Here is an 18,100-nt window from a genome sequence, read left to right as displayed (position 1 = left end):
ATTCCGTGGTTTGCTAGAGTGTTTTTGCCCCGCAGGATCCGAAGGCCGTACGGACGCGGACCCGCAGGGCGCACGGGGCTATAGCTCAGCTGGTTAGAGCGCGGGACTCATAATCCTAAGGTCCTCGGTTCAAGTCCGAGTAGCCCTACAACAAGAATCAACATGCAGTCTGAAGGACCGTGGCCCAATGCGGGCCACGGTTCTTTTATTTATCCCGCAGGATGCGGTATGTTACTGACCAGTAACTTAGTGGGCACCAGGGGATATCCATCCCTCGATGCCCTTCGGCCAGCTGATCCCTTGCGAGGAAACCATGTCCACGAAATCCATTGACATCAACGATCTTCCCTACGCCGACGGGGATTTTTTCGCTTTTGAACAACTGCTTACCGGAAAGGAGCAGGACAGGCTCGCGGAGGTCCGCGAATTCTTGGCCCGGGAAGTCCGGCCGGTCGCGGTGGACTGCTGGAACCGCGGCGAATTCCCCATGGACCTCATCCCCAGGTTGGCCGAAATCGACCTGGTCAGCCCGGTGAGGCGGCAGGGGCACTCAAACCTCTTCGCCGGCCTGATGCACGCGGAAGTCACACGGGCCGACACTTCAATTGCGACGTTCATGGGAGTCCATGACGGCCTGTTCACAGGATCCATCGAGGCGCTGGCATCGGCGGAACAGCAGGCCGCCTGGCTACCGGAGATCTACTCCCTGAAGAAGATCGGCGCGTTCGGGTTGACCGAGCCGCTCGGCGGTTCCGACGTGGCCGGAGGGACCCGCACCACCGCCCGGCGCGAAGGCGGCTCCTGGATCCTCAACGGCGCCAAGCGGTGGATCGGCAACGCCACTTTTTCGGACTGGGTGGTCATCTACGCTCGGGACCTTGCCGACAACCAGGTCAAGGGTTTCCTGGTGGACACCAAGCTTCCCGGTTTCACCGCCACCAAGATCGAAAACAAAATCTCCCTGCGCACGGTCCAGAACGCCGATATCAGCCTGGACAACGTCGTGGTGCCGGACTTCTTCAAGCTCGCCAATGCCAACAGCTTCCGCGATACCAACAAGGTCCTCAAGGTCACCCGGCTCGGTGTTGCCTGGCAGGCGGTGGGCCAGCAGTTGGCGGCGTTCGACGTGGCCCGCCGCTATGCCGTGGAGCGCCACCAGTTCGGCCGCCCGTTGGCTTCGTTCCAGCTGGTCCAGAGCCAGCTGGTGCAGATCCTGGGGAACGCCGTCAGCTCGATGGGCATGATGGTCCGGCTGTCCCAGCTTGAAGACGCCGGCCAGGCGAAGGATGAGCAGTCTGCGCTGGCCAAGGCCTTCACGACGGCCCGGATGCGCGAAAGCGTGGCCATCGGCCGGAGCCTGCTGGGCGGCAATGGAATCGTCACCGACTTCGAGATGGCCAAAATTTTCGCCGACGCGGAAGCCATCTATTCCTACGAAGGTACGCACGAGGTCAACACCCTGGTGACAGGCCGCGCCATTACAGGCATTTCGGCCATCGTCTAGGCCGGATCAGGCCAGCCCCGCTTCAAGGCAGCCCAGGGCCAGGCCCGGCCCGAATCACGCTACCCCCGGGTCAGGGGCAGCAGGATGGACGGCCGAAGGTCCATCACAAACTCCAGTGGATTCAGGTAGTCCTCCCCACGCCGGACGCCCCAGTGGACGCAGGGCAGTGCGCTGCAGTGACCGGGCAGCAAGGTGCCGATGGTGTCGCCTTTGGCCACCGCGTCACCGGTTGCCAATGTGCTTTCCACGGGTTCGAAACTGCTGCGGAGCCCGTTCCCGTGATCTATGGTGATCACCGGACGGTCAACCACCACACCCACGAAGCTCACGGTGCCTGACTCGGGCGTGGTGACGGGCGCGGCATCGTGCACGGCCTCAAGGTCCACGCCGCGGTGCCCGCTCATCCATGGCTTGTCCGGGGGATCAAACGCGCGCAGCACCCGGGGCTTGGGCGCGAGCGGCCACTCCCATGACGGCACGCCCGGGCCTGGAACCTGGGACGCCGACAGGGCGGCCGGCGGCCCTCCCGGGAGCGATGACACAGCGGCCGTCAGCACCTCTCCGGCCGGTGTGATGGAGGCCGGAAGCAGGAGGGCCGCCGCAAGCAGCGCTGGAGCTTTCATCTGTTTAGCATGCCGGGGCCCTTGAGCCCGCGGGAGCGTCCGCTCCTGCTATGTGGAAAACGGGCCACGGTACCCTCCATGCTGTCCGGCGGAGCGGGGTGCCTGTAGTACACTTGCTGGAGCAGTTTGCTGTGCCCTCAACGTTCGTCGTGTCAGCGGTGTAATCCGCCTGTCCATCGTGCGTCAGCACGTCTCATTCAGAGGTGCGGGGGAGCAGTGGCTGACTACGCGCATCCAGCCCTCCAAGTCTGAAGCCCCTGGCTTTGTGTGAGGAGGATTGTGCCTCCCGCGGTCAGGACCCCATGGCCCTGATGGGAAGTGCAATGGATGCCAGGAGCACGGTCCGTCCCGGACCACGCTAAAACAACCGTCAACTATTGGCAGGGTAAGAGGGCCTCCGGGCTTTCTCATGAATGACCTGCCGGAAGGAGCGCCGGCATGCCCGTCGTAACCATGCGCCAGCTGCTTGACAGCGGCGTCCACTTTGGACACCAGACCCGCCGTTGGAACCCGAAGATGAAGCGGTTCATCTTCACGGAACGCAATGGCATCTACATCATTGACCTCCAGCAGTCGCTGTCCTACATCGACCGCGCCTACGAGTTCGTCAAGGCCACCGTTGCACACGGCGGCACCGTACTCTTCGTCGGTACCAAGAAGCAGGCCCAGGAAGCAATTGCTGAGCAGGCCACCCGCGTCGGCCAGCCCTACGTGAACCAGCGCTGGCTCGGCGGTATGCTGACCAACTTCCAGACCGTTTCCAAGCGCATCCAGCGCATGAAGGAACTGGAAGAGATCGACTTCGACGACGTCGCCGGCTCTGCCTACACCAAGAAGGAGCTGCTGCTCCTTCGCCGCGAACTCACCAAGCTTGAGACGAACCTCGGCGGTATCCGCAACCTGACCAAGGCACCCTCCGTGCTCTGGATCGTGGACACCAAGAAGGAACACCTTGCTGTTGACGAAGCCAAGAAGCTGAACATCCCGGTTGTTGCCATCCTGGACACCAACTGCGATCCGGACGAAGTCGACTTCCCGATCCCGGGCAACGACGACGCCATCCGCTCCGTGAACCTGCTGACCCGCGTTGTCGCCGACGCCGTTGCTGAGGGCCTCATCGCCCGTAACCAGCGCGCCACCGGCACCACGGAGGCTCCGGAAGAGCCGCTGGCGGAGTGGGAGCGCGAACTCCTCGAAGGCAGCAAGGCTGAAGAGGCTGCCGCTCCGGCCGCCGCAGAAGCTGCTGCCCCTGCCGCCGAGGCTCCGGCTGCTGAGGAAGCCCCGGCCGCTGCCGAGGCTCCCGCCGAAGACGCCGACAAGTAAATCCGGACTCCCGGCGCTGCCAGCAGCACCGGAACTGCTGACAGGACGGCGGCTCACTTTCGTGGGCTGCTGTCCTGTCGGTCCGTACACCACATACATTTTCTAGACAGAGGGGTTCACATGGCGAACTACACTGCCGCTGACATCAAGGCTCTGCGCGAGCGCACCGGCGCCGGCATGATGGATGTCAAGAAGGCTCTTGACGAAGCCAACGGTGATGCCGAGAAGGCCATCGAAATCATCCGCATCAAGGGCCTCAAGGGCGCGACCAAGCGTGAAGGCCGCTCCACCGCCGAAGGCCTGGTGGCCGCCAAGGTCAACAACGGCGTCGGCGTGATGATCGAGGTCAACTGCGAGACCGACTTCGTGGCCAAGGCTGACAAGTTCATCCAGCTCGCCGACAAGGTCCTCGCCGTGGCTGTTGAGTCCGGCGCAGCCGACCTCGACACCCTCCTGGCCACCGACGTCGACGGCAAGCCGCTCTCCGAGGTCGTCGTCGAAGAAGGCGCAGTCCTGGGCGAGAAGGTTGTTGTCCGCCGTATTTCCCGCATCGAGGGCGCAACGGTCGACGCTTACCTGCACAAGACCTCCAAGGACCTCCCGGCCCAGGTCGGCGTCCTGTTCGCTGTCGACGGTGAAGGCGAAGCCGCCACCACCGCCGCGCACGATGTCGCAGTCCATGTGGCCGCCATGGCACCGAACTACCTGACCCGGGACGACGTCCCGTCCGAGCTGGTTGAGTCGGAGCGCCGCATCGCCGAAGAGACTGCCAAGGCTGAAGGAAAGCCTGAAGCTGCCCTCACCAAGATCGTCGAAGGCCGCGTGACGGGCTTCTACAAGGGTGAGGTCCTCGTTGACCAGGCATTCGCCAAGGACGCTAAGAAGACTGTGGCGCAGGTCCTCGAAGAGGCCGGCGTCAAGGCTACTGCCTTCACGCGTTTCCGCGTCGGCTCCTAGTCGAACCTGCAAAGGGGTGGCCACTTCGGTGGCCGCCCCTTTTGCATGCACCGGGCCAAAGGGCAGATGAGACCTTTGGCCGCCCAGCACGATAACCTCTTTTCAGAGTTCACGAACGGGAAGGCACCCATGGAAGCCGTCAACACGTCCAACGAGTCGGAGAAAAGCAGGCGCCGCGTTCTCCTGAAGCTCTCAGGTGAGGTCTTCGGCGGCGGCAAGCTGGGCGTTGATCCCGAAACCGTCCGCGACGTCGCCAAGCAGATCGCAGCGGCGGTCCCGGAAGTGGAAGTTGCCGTCGTCGTCGGCGGCGGAAATTTCTTCCGCGGCGCGGAACTGTCCCAAAGCGGCATGGACCGCTCACGCGCTGACTACATGGGCATGCTCGGTACCGTGATGAACTGCCTGGCCCTGCAGGACTTCCTGGAGCAGGCCGGCGTTGAAACGCGGGTCCAGAGCGCCATCACCATGGGCCAGGTGGCGGAAGCCTATATTCCCCGCCGTGCCATCCGGCACATGGAAAAGGGCCGCGTAGTCATCTTCGGCGCCGGTGCCGGCCTCCCGTACTTCTCCACGGACACGGTGGCCGCACAGCGGGCGCTGGAAGTCCACGCGGATGTTGTGCTGATGGCCAAGAGCGGTGTCGATGCCGTCTACACGGCCGACCCCAAGAAGGATCCCACAGCCGAACGCCTGGAAACCCTGAGCTACGACGACGCCCTGCGCCGCGACATCAGGGTCATGGACCAGACTGCCATGACCATGTGCAAGGACAACAACCTCTCCATGGTGGTCTTTGGGATGGAAGGCGAAGGCAACGTCACCCGCGCCATTCTCGGCGAGAAGCTGGGCACCCTGGTGACCGCCTAGCACCGGCTAGGATGTTTTCAGGACAGATCCATCCCCGCTGGCGGGGCCACGATGGAACCAGCAACACTGAACCAAGATTGTGCAGGAAACCGGCATCCGGACTGCACTGATTTCTGAGGAGAGACCGTGATCGAAGAAACCTTGCTCGAAGCCGAAGAGAAAATGGACAAGGCAGTAGAGGTAGCCAAGGAAGACTTCGCGTCGATCCGCACGGGCCGGGCAAACCCGGGCCTTTACAACAAGGTCCTGGTGGACTACTACGGCTCACCCACACCGCTGCAGCAGCTCGCCTCCTTCGCGATCCCGGACGCGCGTACCATCCTCATCACCCCGTTCGACAAGACTGCCCTCCGGGACATCGAACGCGCCCTCAGCGACTCCGAGGTGGGCGCCAACCCGTCCAACGACGGCAACGTCATCCGCATCACCATCCCGGACCTGACCCAGGAACGCCGCAAGGAATACGTCAAGATCGTCAAAACCAAGGGCGAGGACGCCAAGGTCTCCATCCGCAACATCCGCCGCAAGGCGAAGGAAACCCTGGACAGGCTCGTCAAGGACGGCGAGGCCGGCGAGGACGAAGGCACCCGGGCCGAAAAGGAACTCGACGCCCTGACCAAGGCCCATGTGGACGGCATCGATGAGCTGCTCAAGCGCAAGGAAGCGGAGCTGCTCGAAGTCTGATGAGCCAGGCAGAGCAGGCTCCCGCACCCCGGGCGCGCATGAAAGGCAGGCAGCCCCGGGCCAACCCGACGCCGAAGGCCGGGCGGAACCTTCCGGCGGCCACCGCCGTCGGGCTGGCAATGCTGTTTGCCGTCCTGGGCGGCCTGCTGTTCCTTCCCCTGGGGTTCGTGGCGGTGACCACCACGTTCGCCATCTTCGGAGTATGGGAGATCTTCCGCGCCCTCGAAGCCAACGGCACAAGGATGCCCATTGTTCCGGTCATGACCGGAACCGTGGCGATGCCCTTCGTGGCCTATTTCGGCGGACTTGAGAGCCTGCTCTTCGCCATGCTCCTGAGCTGCGTTGCCGTGCTGCTGTGGCGTTCCATTGAAAGCGCGGCAGGCTCGGCCAACAGCATCTTCGCCGGAGTCTTTACCCTCGGCTGGGTGCCCTTCTTCATCAGCTTCGCCGCGCTGCCGCTGCACGCCGCCGGCGGAGTCACTACTTTGGGGCTGTGGCCTGGCGGTACGGTGCCGCAAGGCGCCTGGCAGGTGGCCGTCATGCTGCTGCTGGTGGTCTCCAACGACACCTTTGGCTACCTGGTAGGGGCCTCACTGGGCAAGCACCCCATGGCTCCCAAAATCAGCCCCAAGAAGTCCTGGGAAGGTTTCGCAGGCTCCATAGCCGGTGCCATGCTGATCGGCGTGCTGGCCAGCATCTTCCTGCTGGACAAGCCGTGGTGGGTCGGCGTGCTCCTGGCAGTAGGTGTGGTGGCCGCCTCGACGGCGGGGGACCTCGCGGAATCCATGGTCAAGCGCGAACTCGGCATCAAGGACATGAGCAGCATTCTCCCTGGCCACGGCGGTGTCATGGACCGGCTCGATTCCATAGTTTTCGCCTGTCCCACCGCCTTCGTCCTGTACGTTCTCGTTGCAGGCGCCTGACGGGGAACCATCAACTGGAAACCTTGCCGGATCCGTGGCACCAATAGACTGGTACCCGACCGATCCGGCTGAACAGCATTGAAGGAAACATAGTGGCAGTGGACATTCAACGGCAGATTCCCGCGTCCTTTGAACGCGTGCCGCGCAACGAATACGGGTACAACGCGAAGCAGGTGGACCAGTTCCTCCAGCGGGCCCGAGTGTCGCTGGAAACGCCGAAGGCCGCCACCCACGTCATCAAAAGCGGCGACGTCCGTGCGGTGTCCTTCGACCCCGTCAAGGGAGGGTACTCCGCTGCAGTGGTGGATGCCGCGCTGGACAGGCTCGAGGATGCCTTTGCCCGCCGTGAACGGGATGAACTGATAGCCGCCAGCGGTGAAGAGGCCTGGCTGCGCGAGATCGGGAACCTGTCCGGGATTCTCCGTGGCCGCCTGCACCGGCCCGACGGCGAGCGGTTCCGGCGTCCGTCCAAGAGCAAGGCCCGCAGTTACAACACTGCGGACGTGGACCGGCTGTGCCGCGACCTGCTCGGTTACCTGGAGGAGGACAAGCCGCTCAGCGTGGACAACGTCCGCCGGGCGGTCTTCCGTCCCGCCGTCGGCAAGGACGGCTACGAGGAAAACCAGGTGGATGCCTTCCTGGACCGGGTTGTTGAACTGATGGCTGCCATCGACTGATTCCCTGACAGGCTGGTTTCAGTCCCCGCCCGGTGGCGTGGGGGAGAGCGGTGCGAAGCCCTGCCATACGCCGCGGTACTGCCGGTAGCCGTAGAACGATGAGGCACCGGCAAAGGCGAGCCCGGAGGCGGACCCCATCAGGACAGCCGCCGGAGACGGCCAGCCCAGCTGCGTGCCCAGCAGGATCGCTGTCAGGGCAGCGTTTGCCATCATGATGAACACCATGCTGCTCCCTGCCACGTGGCTCCATGCGCTTCGGCTGCCGAGGAAGTAATACGTCCGGTCCATGCCGGGTTCGTCGTCGTGGCGCCCCGACAGAATGTACTTCGCAATGCCTGGATCCAGGTCCACATAAGCCGCCCTGAGCCGGTTCATGGCCAACACGTACATGAGGTCCTCCATGCCGACATTCAGGACCCGGACCTGCGTCAGGAGGCCGATCAGCAGGTCCGTGGACAGAACGGCCATCGCCAGCAGGACAAATGTGTCCGAGAACCTGGTGGCCTGGCCGACGAGCGCGAGGCTCACCAGGCTCGCTGAAGTGAACATCAGGAACATGCTGATCCGCGTCAGCACTTCAGCCTGTGTGGTGCTCCGGGAAGCCAACAGGCTCCAGTGCTCGGTGGCGAGCAACTGGGCCCGGACCGATGGGGGGACACCTTTCGCGTCACCGGGTGTGCTTTCGTCCTGGGTGGACATGCCGATATTCTCCACCCTGGACGGTTCCGGCGCGAGGGGCCGTCCGGCGTTCAGCGTTCCGTGACCAGCGGCCGTTCCGGGGTATGCAGCCGGGTCATGACCCGTGCCATGGTACGTGGCACCCTGCGCTTGGTGGCACGCGAGACGACAACCATCACGGCGAACGCGGCCGGGACCGTCCAGGCCGCCGGCTGCGCCAGCCAGAATGGCGTGCCCGCGGCGCCCAGCACGGACCCGGACACCATGGCGCCGCCGCAGAGGACGCCGCCGGTCACCATCCCGGCGATGGCACCGGTGTCAGTGAGGCCGCGCCACCAGATGCCCAGGAGCAGGACCGGGCAGACGGTGGACGCGGTGAAGGCGAACACCAGGCCCACGCTCCCGGCCAGGGCGAGGGAGTCGGTGGTGAACGCGAAGCCCAGAGGCACCACCGCCGAGATGACGGCGGCCAGCCGGAAGCCGCGGACACTGCCGCCCAGGACGTCCTGGCTGATCACGCCGGCGAGCGAGACCACCAGCCCGGAGGTAGTGGACAGGAAAGCGGCAAAGGCTCCGGCCACCACCAGGGCCGAGAGCAGGTCGCCGGCCGTTCCGCCGATCAGCTGTCCGGGCAGGAGGAGGACAACCGCATCTGCCTGTCCCGAGCGCGCAAGCTCCGGCGCGAACATCCTCCCGATCAGTCCGTAGGCGGTGGGAAAAAGGTAGAACACCGAAAGCAGCCCGAGCACAATCAGGGTGGTCCGCCGCGCCGACTGCCCGTCCGGGTTGGTGTAGAAGCGGACCAGGACATGGGGCAGGCCCAGGGTGCCGAACAGCAGCGCTACCAGCAATGAGATGTTCTGGTACGGACCGGCAGCGGCAATCCCGGTGGGATTGACGGCGGCAGGCGCCACCGCGGCGCTCCCGTTGCCCATGAGGGCGAACACGATGAAGAGGACAGGAACGGCGAGCGCGGTGAGCTTCAGCCAGTACTGGAAGGCCTGCACAAAGGTGATGGACCGCATGCCGCCGGCCACCACCGTCAGGCACACCACCACGACCACGGCCACGGACCCCACCCAGGCAGGAAGCCCGGTGGTGATTCGGATGGTCAGCGCCGCGCCGTGGAGCTGCGGAACGATGTACAGCCACCCCACCACAACCACCACTACGCTGGTTACCCGGCGGACCGCCCGTGAGTCCAGCCGTGCCTCGGTAAAGTCCGGGATGGTGTACGCGCCGGAACGGCGCAGCGGGGCGGCCACAAAGAGCAGCAGCATGAGGTATCCGGCGGTATAGCCGACGGGGAACCACAGCGCGTCCGTTCCTGACAGCAGGATCAGGCCGGCCACTCCCAGGAAGCTCGCTGCGGACAGGTACTCCCCGCCGATGGCCGAGGCGTTCCACCACGGCGGTACTGTCCGGGAGGCGACATAGAAATCGCCCGTCGTGCGGGAAATCCGCAGACCATAGAATCCGATCACCGCAGTGGCGACGGACACCACAACAAGGGCAACGAGGCCCACGGCAGGATTCATGGCAGGATCACTTGTCCTCGGCGAGGTCGCGGTACCGGACTTCGTTTCGCGCGGCGGTACGGACGTACAACCAGGCGCTGAGGCCGATCACCGGGTAGATTCCGGCACCCAGCAGCAGCCAGTCGAAGGGGATTCCGGCCACGCGGGCCCCGGCCAGGCCCGGTACAGCCGCGAGGAGCAACGGAAACGCGCAGAGGATCAGCAGGAAGCCTCCGGCCACCACGATAGCCAGGCGGAGTTGGGTGCGGATGAGCGACCTGACAAAAAGCTGGCCCACTTCCGATTCCTCGGCTGCTTCCCGCGACAGCGTTGCCGGCCGCGCAGCGGAGAGCGGGGCGGTGACCCGGACCCGAGTCATGACTGCGGCCGGATGCGGGTTGCTTCCAGCTTCTCCCGCACGGAGGGCAGGTGCCGGCGGCTGATGGGGAGGTTGGCCCCGGCGACCGTGACGCTTGGTCCGTCCGCGGCCAGCTTCATCGATGCCACGTGCTTCAGGGCCACCAGGTAGGACCGGTGGGTGCGGATAAAGCCTGCCTCCGCCCACTGCTGCTCCAGGTCGGCCAAGGGCACCCGGATGAGGTAACTCGCATCAGCTGTGTGGAGCCGTGCGTAGTCTCCCTGGGCCTGGACGTACGTGACGTCGTCGCGCCTGATCATCCGGGTGGTACCGCCCTGGTCCACGGTGATCATTTCCGGTGCCGGGCCGCCGCCGTCGCGCAGCAGTTCGCTGATCCGCCCCACTGAGCGGGACAGCCGTTCGGCGCGGACCGGCTTCAGCAGGTAGTCCACCGCGGCTAGCTCGAATGCCTCAAGGGCGCAGTCCTCGTCCGCGGTGACAAACACCACAGCCGGCGGGTGGCCGCTGCGCGCGATGGCCCGGGCAATGTCCAGGCCGGACACAGCCGGCATATGGATATCCAGGAACACGGCGTCCACTGATTCCGTGGTGAGGGCCCTCAGCGCTTCCGACCCGGAGGTGGCACGGTGGATGATGCCGATGCGGTCGTCCCGGCCGAGAAGGTAGGCCAGTTCCTCCACGGCGGGTAACTCGTCATCGGCGACGAGGACATTAATCATGGTCCTACATTATCGGCCGGAGGTGGCAGGAATCGGAAAGCGTGGCTCAGGCGTCGTGGCCCGGCTGGGACTTGGGCACGCGCATCGTGATCAGGGTCCCTTCGCCGGGCGCCGTCTCGATCACCAGGCCGTGGTCGTCGCCGTAGACCTGCCGCAGGCGGGCATCAACGTTGCGCAGCCCCACATGGTCGCCGTCCGTATGCCCGGCCAGCATGGACTGGAGCTGGGCAGGGTCCATGCCCACGCCGTCGTCCTCGATGGTGACCTCCGCGAAGGCGCCGGAATCATTGGCAGTGATGCTGATGTGGCCGGGACCTTCCTTGGCCTCGAGCCCGTGCCGCACCGCGTTCTCCACGAGCGGCTGCAGGCTCAGGAAGGGGATGACGGTGCCCAGCACTTCAGGTGCAATCCGGAGGCTGACCTGGACGCGTTCGCCGAAGCGGGCACGCTCCAGCAACAGATATCTGTCGATGCAGCGCAACTCTTCGGCGAGGGTGGTGAAGTCGCCGTGGCGGCGGAAGGAGTACCGGGTGAAGTCCGCGAACTCCACAACCAGTTCGCGGGCCCGCGCCGGGTCGGTATTGATGAACGAAGCGATGGCATTGAGCGAGTTGTAGATGAAGTGCGGGCTGATCTGCGCCCGCAGGGCCCGGACTTCCGCTTCCATCAGCAGCGTCCGGGAGGCATCCAGTTCGGCGAGTTCCACCTGGACGGCCACCCAGTCGGCCACTTCGCCGGTGGCGCGGACCAGGCCCGCGCCCGCCGCCGGTGTGAAGGCAGCCACCACGCCCACTACCCGGGAGCCGGCCTTCACCGGTGCGATCACAGCAGCGAGCCCGCCCGGGGCGAAGTCCACGCCCAGGTCCCGGGCCTGGATCACGGTGGTCCTCCCGCTGGCGAGTACGTCCGCGGCCAGGCCCATCAGGAGCGGTTTCAGCTCCTCTCCAGCACCGTCCCAGGCCAGCACCACGGCGGTATCCGTGATGGCCAGGGCATCGCAGCCCAGGAGGTTCCGCAACTGCCGGCACGCCTTCGCGGCGCCCGCCGGATTCAGTCCGGTGCGCAGGTGCTGCCCGGCACGGGACGCGGCGTGGAGCGTGTTGTAGGTGGCCCGCTCGGCGTCGGTGCCCAGCTCACGGAAGGACCGCAGCACCTTGATTCCCACGCCGACGACGACGGCAATCGCCAACACAATCACCGCGACGGCTGCTGCGGTGAGGAGAGGGGAGTCCGGCATGGTGCCCAGCGTAGCGGCGGGTGCCGTTTGTCGCAGCATCGCAACCGTTGAGCGAGCGTTCCCCCAATGCCTCTGGTATGTCCCGCCCGTCACGACGCACAGTGATTGCAGTCACATCCGGCGCATGGTGCGTGGGGGCGCCTGCCGGTGTGAACCAGGCAAGTCTCAATGAGGAGGAACGATGGGTAATGATGCCCAGACCCCGGATGCAGCGGCGTCCGTGGACTTCGAAGAGGTCCAATCGACAGAGCGGTTCCAGGAACTGCGCAAGCGTCACCGCAGCTTTGTATTTCCAATGGCAGTCGCCTTTCTGCTGTGGTATTTCGCGTATGTCCTGCTGGCGGACTACGCCGTCGGCTTTATGTCCACCAAGGTGTGGGGCAACATCAACGTCGGCCTGATCCTGGGCCTGCTCCAGTTCGTCTCCACATTCGCCATCACCGGCTGGTACGTCAGCTACTCCAACCGCCGGCTGGATCCGATTGCTGCTGAGATCCGCCATGAAATTGAGGGCCATGAGTTTGATAAGAACGGCAACATCGTGAGTGGAGTGGCCAAATGATAGGGATTGCCACGGCGGTCGACGTCGCCGACCTCAAGGAAACCACCCTGCTGAACATGGGCATCTTCGGCCTGTTTGTCGCCGTGACCATGGTGATCGTCCTGCGGGCAAGCCGAAACAACAAGACCGCGGCGGACTACTACGCTGCGGGCCGGTCGTTCACCGGCTCCCAGAACGGAACGGCTATTGCCGGGGACTATCTGTCCGCGGCCTCCTTCCTGGGCATCACCGGCGCTATTGCCGTCAACGGCTATGACGGCTTTATGTACTCCATCGGCTTCCTGGTGGCCTGGCTCGTGGCGCTGCTTCTGGTGGCCGAACTGCTCCGGAACACCGGGAAGTTCACCATGGCCGACGTCCTTTCCTTCCGGCTGAAGCAGCGTCCGGTCCGGATCGCGGCCGCCATCTCCACCCTCGCCGTCTGCTTCTTCTACCTGCTGGCGCAGATGGCAGGCGCGGGCAGCCTGATTTCGCTGCTGCTGGGCATCAGCGACTGGGGCGGCCAGGCACTGGTCATCATCGTCGTCGGCGCCCTGATGATCATGTACGTCCTGATCGGCGGCATGAAGGGCACCACCTGGGTCCAGATCATCAAGGCGATCCTGCTGATCGTCGGCGCGGGCGTGATGACCTTGTGGGTGCTCGCCATTTACGGCTTCAACCTCTCCAGCCTCCTCGGCGCGGCGGTTGACACTGCCGGCAACCCGGCGGTGCTGAACCCCGGCCTGCAGTACGGCAAGACCGAGACCTCGAAGCTGGACTTCATGTCCCTTGGCCTGGCACTGGTCCTGGGAACCGCTGCCCTGCCGCACGTCCTGATGCGGTTCTACACCGTGCCCACGGCCAAGGAAGCGCGCAAGTCAGTGGTCTGGTCCATCTGGCTGATTGGCCTGTTCTACCTGTTCACCCTGGTTCTCGGTTACGGTGCAGCAGCCCTGGTTGGTGCAGAGACCATCAAGGGCGCTCCGGGGGGCGTCAACTCCGCGGCACCCCTGCTGGCCTTCCACCTGGGCGGGCCGCTGCTGCTGGGCTTCATCTCGGCGGTTGCCTTCGCCACCATCCTCGCCGTGGTGGCCGGCCTGACCATCACCGCCGCAGCTTCCTTCGCCCACGACATCTACGCCAGTGTCATTTCCAAGGGCAAGGCCGACGCCGACACGGAGGTCAAGGTAGCGCGGCGGACCGTGGTGGTCATAGGTGTTATGGCCATCCTCGGCGGCATCTTCGCGAACGGCCAGAATGTGGCCTTCCTGGTGGCGCTCGCGTTCGCCGTCGCCGCATCGGCGAACCTCCCCACGATCGTCTACTCGCTGTTCTGGCGCCGGTTCACCACCCAGGGCGCAGTGTGGAGCATGTACGGCGGCCTTGGCTCCGCGATCATCCTGATCGCCTTCTCGCCGGTGGTTTCCGGCGCAACGACGTCCATGATCCCCGGCGCCAACTTCGCGCTGTTCCCGCTCAGCAACCCGGGCATCGTGTCCATTCCGCTCGCCTTCCTGCTGGGTTGGCTCGGCACTGTTTTGGACAAGAAGCGCGAGGACACTGCCAAACAGGCCGAAATGGAAGTGCGCTCGCTCACCGGTGTTGGCGCGGAGAAGGCGGTGGACCACTGACCCGGGCAAGCCACGCACCACACCCTTAAAGTGGACATCCCCCGTGCCGTTGGGCACGGGGGATGTCCACTTGGGCAGCGTGCTTAGGCCTTCGGCCGGAGCTTGATGTTGGTCATCTTCAGCTCGTCCGCGCCTTCGAAGCGGTAGGCCAGGTCAACCTGCTGGCCGTCGCAGGTGATGACGCCCGCAATATCTGCGGCGTTGACGCCGTTCTCCGAAGTGACTTGGAAGTCGTTGTACACCGGCTTGCACGTATCATCCATCTCCAGGCTTTCGACGCCGGCGATGAAGTCCTCTTTCGACAGCTGTTCCTGGAGCGCGGGGTCAAGGTAGTCGTCGTAGGCCTGGGCGGAGTTCCCCTCGATCACCAGCCGGGTGAAGCCGTCCGCGAGTCCACGCGCCTGGTTGGTGGCGCTGTTGAGGACATTGACCAGGATAATGATTCCGACGATTGCCAGGAGCACCACACCGCCGGCGATGCCGAGGATGATCCACAGCTTCTTCCGGTCCTTGCCGGGAGGCTGGCCGGGCAGGCCAAAGGGCGACGGCCCGGGGTGCTGGCCGGGTGCCCCAAACTGTCCGGGGTACTGTCCTGGCTGGGGGTACTGGCCCGGCTGCTGATGCTGCCCGCCGTGGGGGCTTCCCTGTGCGAACTGCGCCCCGTAGGCGTTTTGGGGCTCCTGCGGGGTTCCGTACTGCGGTGTCCCGGTCTGTGGTGCACCGAGCTGGGGTGGCCCATTCGGCTGCGCAGGCGGCTGCCGCGGCGGCGCAGGTGGCCGCGCACCGGCGTCGGCATGACCCGGCGGGTGCGGTTCCTGAGGATTGCTCAAGATGGAGCCTTTCCGGCAGCGTGCATGGGGGACTGCCTCGTTGCGGGAACCGCTGACCGGCACCCCATTCGATTCAACTTGGACCAGCCTATAACCCTGCCCGCCCCGCTCCGTCATTCGGCGAAAGGCAAGCCTGCCCGGGGAAAGGACCCTAGGCGTCCGCCGGGCCGCGCTCCAGCAGTGGCTGGATGCGGAAGGGAATCAGCTCACCCATGGCCAGGGCGGTGTCTGTGCGTTCAACCCCGTCGCACGCAAGGATCTTGCCGTTGATCCTGAAAAGGTCCTCGGCGTCCAGGGCCACCACACGCAGCAACAGGTCCGCGGAGCCGGTCAGGCCGTAGCCCTCCAAAATCTCCGGGACACTGGCGAGGTCGTGGGCGAGTTGCCCCAGTTTTTGCTGCTGTACGTGGACGGAGATGAAGGCCATCAGCGGATAGCCCAGCGACACCGGGTTGATCCGCCGTTCAAAGGAGAGGAAGACATGCTTCTTCTCGAGTTGGGCCATCCGTGCCTGCACGGTGTTGCGGGACAGGCCCAGCTTCTGGGCGAGTGCCACCACCGTACGGCGCGGATCCCGCGCCATGGCCGAAAGAAGGCGGGTGTCGGTGCCATCCAAAGCTTGCATAATGCGCAACGCTAGCACGGTCTGCGGGCCGTAAACAGGGCATTGTGCTCAGTTATCTGCGTGGTGGTTGTACCCATTGAGCATTGTGAGTAGGGTCACAAATATCCGGGGCAACGGCGCCCGGGAGGCCGGAAGGCGGCAGGACCACAAGTCCCTAAGTGCCGGTCAAACGACGTGAGAAGGTTGCGGGGCGATCGTGTCTACAGACGAAGCGGGCCATGGCGGAACAACCCCCGGAGGCCCGGGCAACAGTGCAGGAATCCATGGGGCCGGGCGGTACCTGATCCAACTGGTCACCCCCGCCGGGGAGCGGATCAGCCATCCGGAATTCGATCCCTGGGTGCAGGACATCACCGATGAGCGGTTGTGCTCCCTCTATGAGGACATGGCCGTGGTGCGGCGGATCGACGTTGAAGCCACCGCCCTCCAGCGGCAGGGCGAACTCGCCCTCTGGCCGCCGCTGCTCGGGCAGGAAGCCTCGCAGGTTGGCGCGGGAAGGGCGCTGCGCGACGATGACTTTGTGTTCTCCAGTTACCGGGAGAACGGGGTGGCCTACTGCCGCGGGGTGGACCTGACGGACATCATCCGGGTGTGGCGCGGCAACGCGTCGGCGGGCTGGGATCCGTACACCATCAACATGGCAACACCGCAGATCATCATTGGCGCACAGACCCTGCACGCCACCGGGTACGCCATGGGCATCCAGAACGACGGTGCCGATTCCGTTGCAGTGACATTCTTTGGCGACGGTGCCACGAGTGAAGGCGACCTGAATGAAGCCATGGTCTTTGCCGCAAGCTTCCAGGCGCCCGTGGTCTTCTTCTGCCAGAACAACCACTGGGCCATCTCTGAACCGGTCCGGCTGCAGTCCCACATCCAGCTGGCAGACAGGGCCACCGGCTTCGGAATCCCCAGCCTCCGGGTGGACGGCAACGACGTCCTCGCCGTGATGGCAGCCACGCGGGTCGCCCTGGACCGGGCCCGGAACGGCGGCGGACCGACCTTTATCGAAGCCGTCACCTACCGCATGGGTCCGCACACCACTGCCGATGACCCCACGCGGTACCGGGATGCCAACGAACTGGAGGACTGGGCCGCGAAGGACCCCATCGACAGGGTAAGGTCCCTCCTGGACCGCAAGGGACTCCTGACGGAGGAACTGCAGCAGCATGTGAAGGACAGGGCCGACGCCGTGGCCCGCGAGATGCGCAACGGCTGCACCAGCATGCCGGACCCGGAGCCGCTGGACATCTTCAAGCACGTCTACAGCTCACCCAATTCCTGGCTTGACCGGCAGCAGGACCACTACTCCCGTTACCTGGCTTCCTTCGGTGATCCCGCCGGAGCCACGACTCAAGAAGGTGCACGCTGATGACCCAGATGACCTTTGCCCGCGCCATCAACGCCGGCCTGCGCAAATCCCTTGAGAACGACCCCAAGGTCATCCTCATGGGGGAGGACATCGGAACCCTCGGCGGCGTCTTCCGTGTGACCGACGGCCTGCAGAAGGACTTTGGCAAACACCGGGTGGTGGACACGCCGCTGGCCGAATCGGGCATTATGGGCACCGCCGTCGGCCTGGCGTACCGCGGTTACCGGCCAGTGGTGGAGATCCAGTTTGACGGCTTCATCTACCCCGCGTTCGACCAGATCGTGAGCCAGGTGGCCAAGCTGCACTACCGAACGCAGGGCGCAGTGAAGATGCCCATCACCGTCCGTGTGCCTTTCGGCGGCGGCATCGGCTCACCGGAACACCACTCGGAATCACCCGAGGCGTACTTCACCCACACCTCGGGGCTCCGCGTGGTCACCGTGTCCAACCCGCAGGATGCCTACACCGTCATCCAGCAGGCGATTTCCAGCGACGACCCTGTCCTGTACTTCGAACCCAAACGCCGCTACCACGACAAAGGCGAAGTTGACGAGAGCGTTGACCTGGCCACGGCGCTGCCGATGGACCGGGCCCGCGTGCTGGCTGAGGGGACCGACGTGACGCTCGTGGCATACGGACCCCTGGTGAAGACAGCCCGTGACGCCGCCACTGCGGCGTCCGACGAGGGCATATCCATCGAAGTCATTGACCTGCGCTCGCTGGCGCCGGTGGATTACGCCACGGTGGAGGCCTCGGTCCGGAAAACCGGCCGGCTGGTGATCACCCATGAGGCCGGGCAGTCCGGCGGACTTGGCGCAGAGGTAGCCGCCAGCATCACCGAGCGGTGCTTCTACCACCTTGAAGCGGCCCCCGTCCGCGTCACCGGGTTCGATATTCCGTACCCGTATTCCAAACTCGAGATGCACCATCTGCCGGGGCTGGACAGGATCCTCGACGGCGTTGACCGTGCCCTGGGCCGGCCGAACTCCCTGAGCGGGCTGGAAGGATGA

At 64.9% G+C, this 18,100-nt stretch carries 19 protein-coding genes and 1 tRNA gene; 12 read left to right on the top strand and 8 right to left on the bottom strand.

What is annotated here, in order from left to right:
- Window positions 1-74 precede the first annotated feature (74 nt).
- Both AU175_RS04190 and AU175_RS04185 read left to right on the top strand, forming a co-directional pair.
- A tRNA-Ile gene (locus AU175_RS04190) sits at window positions 75-148 on the top strand.
- Between the two features lie 165 nt (window positions 149-313).
- Window positions 314-1,504 carry an acyl-CoA dehydrogenase family protein gene (locus AU175_RS04185; RefSeq protein ID WP_066290527.1) on the top strand — a complete coding sequence of 397 codons (1,191 nt, stop codon included), beginning with the start codon at window positions 314-316 and terminating at the stop codon, window positions 1,502-1,504.
- Between the two features lie 59 nt (window positions 1,505-1,563).
- On the opposite strand, the gene AU175_RS04180 is transcribed toward AU175_RS04185, so the two are convergent.
- The gene (locus AU175_RS04180) at window positions 1,564-2,127 is read right to left on the bottom strand and encodes a M23 family metallopeptidase (RefSeq protein ID WP_066286081.1); all 564 of its coding nucleotides are present in this window, start codon (window positions 2,125-2,127) and stop codon (window positions 1,564-1,566) included.
- 438 nt (window positions 2,128-2,565) lie between these two features.
- Between AU175_RS04180 and rpsB the strand changes: the two genes are divergently transcribed.
- From rpsB to AU175_RS04150, 6 genes are all read left to right on the top strand, one after another.
- Entirely contained in the window at window positions 2,566-3,450 is an 885-nt protein-coding gene (gene rpsB / locus AU175_RS04175) for a 30S ribosomal protein S2 (protein ID WP_066286080.1), read from the top strand.
- 120 nt (window positions 3,451-3,570) lie between these two features.
- On the top strand, window positions 3,571-4,407 hold the full coding sequence (gene tsf, locus AU175_RS04170; protein ID WP_066286078.1) for a translation elongation factor Ts: 837 nt from the start codon (window positions 3,571-3,573) through the stop codon (window positions 4,405-4,407).
- 129 nt (window positions 4,408-4,536) lie between these two features.
- Window positions 4,537-5,274 carry a UMP kinase gene (gene pyrH, locus AU175_RS04165; protein ID WP_066290526.1) on the top strand — a complete coding sequence of 246 codons (738 nt, stop codon included), beginning with the start codon at window positions 4,537-4,539 and terminating at the stop codon, window positions 5,272-5,274.
- A 126-nt stretch (window positions 5,275-5,400) separates the two neighbouring features.
- On the top strand, window positions 5,401-5,958 hold the full coding sequence (gene frr, locus AU175_RS04160; protein ID WP_066286076.1) for a ribosome recycling factor: 558 nt from the start codon (window positions 5,401-5,403) through the stop codon (window positions 5,956-5,958).
- A complete protein-coding gene (locus AU175_RS04155; RefSeq protein WP_066286075.1) occupies window positions 5,958-6,881 on the top strand; it encodes a phosphatidate cytidylyltransferase in 924 nt (307 codons plus the stop codon). Before frr ends, AU175_RS04155 begins: the two co-directional genes overlap by 1 nt.
- Before the next feature lie 92 nt (window positions 6,882-6,973).
- A complete protein-coding gene (locus AU175_RS04150) occupies window positions 6,974-7,558 on the top strand; it encodes a DivIVA domain-containing protein (protein ID WP_066286074.1) in 585 nt (194 codons plus the stop codon).
- Window positions 7,559-7,576: 18 nt separating this feature from the next.
- Here AU175_RS04150 and AU175_RS04145 read toward each other — a convergent pair whose 3' ends face one another.
- Genes AU175_RS04145 through AU175_RS04125 form a run of 5 tightly spaced genes read right to left on the bottom strand, consistent with a single transcriptional unit; the run spans window position 7,577 to window position 12,088 of the window.
- A complete protein-coding gene (locus AU175_RS04145) occupies window positions 7,577-8,257 on the bottom strand; it encodes a hypothetical protein (RefSeq protein ID WP_066286072.1) in 681 nt (226 codons plus the stop codon).
- 50 nt (window positions 8,258-8,307) lie between these two features.
- A complete protein-coding gene (locus AU175_RS04140; RefSeq protein ID WP_066286070.1) occupies window positions 8,308-9,774 on the bottom strand; it encodes a sodium/solute symporter in 1,467 nt (488 codons plus the stop codon).
- A 7-nt stretch (window positions 9,775-9,781) separates the two neighbouring features.
- On the bottom strand, window positions 9,782-10,132 hold the full coding sequence (locus AU175_RS04135; protein ID WP_066286069.1) for a hypothetical protein: 351 nt from the start codon (window positions 10,130-10,132) through the stop codon (window positions 9,782-9,784).
- Window positions 10,129-10,851, bottom strand: a complete 723-nt coding sequence (locus tag AU175_RS04130; RefSeq protein WP_066286068.1) for a LytR/AlgR family response regulator transcription factor — start codon at window positions 10,849-10,851, stop codon at window positions 10,129-10,131. Before AU175_RS04130 ends, AU175_RS04135 begins: the two co-directional genes overlap by 4 nt.
- A gap of 46 nt (window positions 10,852-10,897) precedes the next feature.
- The gene (locus tag AU175_RS04125; protein WP_066290523.1) at window positions 10,898-12,088 is read right to left on the bottom strand and encodes a sensor histidine kinase; all 1,191 of its coding nucleotides are present in this window, start codon (window positions 12,086-12,088) and stop codon (window positions 10,898-10,900) included.
- A gap of 181 nt (window positions 12,089-12,269) precedes the next feature.
- Between AU175_RS04125 and AU175_RS04120 the strand changes: the two genes are divergently transcribed.
- Both AU175_RS04120 and AU175_RS04115 read left to right on the top strand, forming a co-directional pair.
- Entirely contained in the window at window positions 12,270-12,650 is a 381-nt protein-coding gene (locus AU175_RS04120; protein ID WP_066286066.1) for a DUF485 domain-containing protein, read from the top strand.
- On the top strand, window positions 12,647-14,263 hold the full coding sequence (locus AU175_RS04115; protein WP_066286064.1) for a solute symporter family protein: 1,617 nt from the start codon (window positions 12,647-12,649) through the stop codon (window positions 14,261-14,263). Before AU175_RS04120 ends, AU175_RS04115 begins: the two co-directional genes overlap by 4 nt.
- Window positions 14,264-14,346: 83 nt before the next feature.
- Here the strand turns inward: AU175_RS04115 and AU175_RS22255 are convergent, their stop codons facing one another.
- The gene (locus AU175_RS22255; protein ID WP_066290521.1) at window positions 14,347-15,093 is read right to left on the bottom strand and encodes a hypothetical protein; all 747 of its coding nucleotides are present in this window, start codon (window positions 15,091-15,093) and stop codon (window positions 14,347-14,349) included.
- A 151-nt stretch (window positions 15,094-15,244) separates the two neighbouring features.
- On the bottom strand, window positions 15,245-15,718 hold the full coding sequence (locus AU175_RS04105; protein WP_066286063.1) for an Lrp/AsnC family transcriptional regulator: 474 nt from the start codon (window positions 15,716-15,718) through the stop codon (window positions 15,245-15,247).
- 196 nt (window positions 15,719-15,914) lie between these two features.
- Between AU175_RS04105 and pdhA the strand changes: the two genes are divergently transcribed.
- Entirely contained in the window at window positions 15,915-17,090 is a 1,176-nt protein-coding gene (gene pdhA / locus AU175_RS04100; RefSeq protein WP_066286061.1) for a pyruvate dehydrogenase (acetyl-transferring) E1 component subunit alpha, read from the top strand.
- Window positions 17,090-18,100: an alpha-ketoacid dehydrogenase subunit beta gene (locus tag AU175_RS04095; protein ID WP_066286060.1), complete on the top strand. Its 1,011-nt coding sequence runs from the start codon at window positions 17,090-17,092 to the stop codon at window positions 18,098-18,100. Before pdhA ends, AU175_RS04095 begins: the two co-directional genes overlap by 1 nt.

This window comes from Arthrobacter sp. B6 (assembly GCF_001663775.1).
Taxonomy (GTDB): Bacteria; Actinomycetota; Actinomycetes; order Actinomycetales; family Micrococcaceae; genus Arthrobacter.
The sequence above is the reverse complement of the archived record's forward strand: the minus strand, read 5'-3'. Positions and strand labels throughout refer to the sequence as shown.